Below are 2,070 nucleotides of genomic sequence, written 5' to 3'. Positions count from 1 at the left end.
CGCGATTTCGGCGCGCGCGGCATCACCGTCAATGTGGTGCAGCCCGGCCCGATCGATACCGACATGAACCCGCATGACGGCCCGATGAGCGGCGCGATGCATGATTTCATGGCGATCAAGCGCCATGGCACGGCCGATGAGGTGGCGGGCATGGTCGCTTATCTGGCGGGACCGGAGGCGCGCATCGTGACCGGCGCGATGCACACCATCGACGGCGGTTTCGGGGCGTAGATCCTCATCGGATTTGCTCGCCTGAGCGAAAGCGTGCTCCTGCGAAAGCAGGAGCCCAGTTCGGAGCGTGGGCCTGGGCTCCTGCTTTCGCAGGAGCACGGTAAATTTGGCAGTGATCAGACCAACTTCCGTTACCCCCCGCCGAATCCCTATGGTTAATTTCTCCACGCCCTGTATCCTGTAACAGGGTCGAAACGATGCTGTCAGACGCTGCCGGTGGAGGCCGCGCGGCGGCGCTCCGGCGGGCCGTTCCGGCGGTCCCGCCTGTTTCGTGGGAGAACAGGGATGACTCGCAGGTTCGTTTCACTGACCGTCATGATCGCGCTTTCGGCCACGGCCATCAGGCCGCTCGCCGCCCAGACCCGGCCCGCGCCGATTGAGAAGCCGCAGATTCTTCCCGTCCCCGGCGGACCGGCCGTCCAGCCCCCGCGCCCGACCTATCCGGGCGGACCGGTGATCCAGCCGCCAAAACCCACCTACCCGCAAAAACCGCAGCCGCCCGGCAATGGTTACGGCCGCACGATCCGCTGCGAATCGGTCCGGCACAAGACGGAGCGCTGTGCGGTACGCACGGAGAACCGTGTGCAGCTTGTCCGCCGCCTGGGCGGTTCCTGCGTCCAGAACCGGACCTGGGGCTTTACCAAGAGCAATATCTGGGTGTCGAACGGCTGCAGCGCGGAATTCGCCTATGGCCGCTGGGCTGGCGGGGGCGGCCAATATCCCGGCAATCCCTATCCCGACCGCCCCTATCCCCAACCCTATCCCGAAAAGGAAAAGGACAAGGGGCCGAGCACCGGCGCGGTCATTGCGGGCGTCGCGGTCGCGGGCGGGTTGATCGCCCTGCTCGCCAGCAACGCCAGCAAGAAGAAGAAGGAGAAGGAAGCGGCAGAGGCCGCGAACGCGGCGGCGCCTGAGCCGGAAGCGGAGGCCCCCGCCACCTTCCCGCCCGGCCCGCCCGCCGCGCTGGTCGCCGACCTGTCGCCCCTGCCCGCAGCTTCGCGTCCCTCCGTCCAGACCTGCCTCTACGAAGCGGCGCGGCAGATCGGCGCGACCGGCGGCACGCGGCTCAGCTATGACAAGCTGACCTCGCTGGAACAGGGCAATGGCGGCTGGCGGTTCGGCGCGTCGCTGACCGCGACCTACCCGGACGGCGAACGGACGCTGCCGCTCTACTGCCGGGCGACGCCGACCAAGGTGATCCAGTTGGATTTCGCCAGCGGGGGGTGAGGGCTTCAACCACCCTCCGTTCGGGCTGAGCTTGTCGAAGCCCTGTCCTTCTTGAAGAAAAGGACAGCCTTTCGACAGACTCAAGGCGAACGGAGGTTGGCCGGATGACGGCGAGAATTTATCCTGATTAGCCCGATATGCTGCGTGCTCCTGCGAAAGCAGGAGCCCAGTTCTGACGGCGGGACTGGGCTCCTGCTTTCGCAGGAGCACGACGCCTTTTAAACATGATAAGGGAGGAGCCTAACCCAGCCCGACCAGCGGCACGATGTCCACCGGCCGGCCGTTGCGGCGCAATTCTATCGTCACCGTGGGCCTTGGCGCGCCTGCGGTGCCGATGGGGTCGCCCTGACCAACGCCCGTGCCGACATCGACGGACAAATGGTTGAGGCCGGTGATCAGCGTCGTCCAACCCTGCCCATGATCGATAATCACGATCTGGCCATAGCCGCGATAATGGCCGGCAAAGGCGATGCGCCCGGCCGTCGGCGCAACGACCTGCGCGCCGGGCTGGGTCGCGATGGTCAGGCCGCGCGCCCGGACGCCGCTGTCCGACAATTCGCCCATGCCCGTGACCAGCGCGCCAATGACCGGCAGGCGGTAGGGGGGCAGGCC

3 protein-coding genes are annotated in these 2,070 nt (G+C 66.7%); 2 read left to right on the top strand and 1 reads right to left on the bottom strand.

The window, feature by feature from the left end:
- Nucleotides 1-231: SDR family oxidoreductase (locus BHQ40_RS24565; protein WP_139139478.1), on the top strand; the 231-nt coding region annotated here is incomplete at its 5' end.
- 285 nt (nt 232-516) lie between these two features.
- The gene (locus tag BHQ40_RS26615) at nt 517-1,458 is read left to right on the top strand and encodes a DUF3011 domain-containing protein (RefSeq protein WP_070158293.1); all 942 of its coding nucleotides are present in this window, start codon (nt 517-519) and stop codon (nt 1,456-1,458) included.
- Between the two features lie 240 nt (nt 1,459-1,698).
- Here BHQ40_RS26615 and BHQ40_RS24555 read toward each other — a convergent pair.
- The coding region (locus BHQ40_RS24555) for a murein hydrolase activator EnvC family protein (RefSeq protein ID WP_171905964.1) at nt 1,699-2,070 on the bottom strand (372 nt) is incomplete at its 5' end.

Source organism: Sphingobium phenoxybenzoativorans (assembly GCF_001757355.1).
GTDB lineage: Bacteria > Pseudomonadota > Alphaproteobacteria > Sphingomonadales > Sphingomonadaceae > Sphingobium > Sphingobium phenoxybenzoativorans.
The sequence above is the reverse complement of the archived record's forward strand: the minus strand, read 5'-3'. Positions and strand labels throughout refer to the sequence as shown.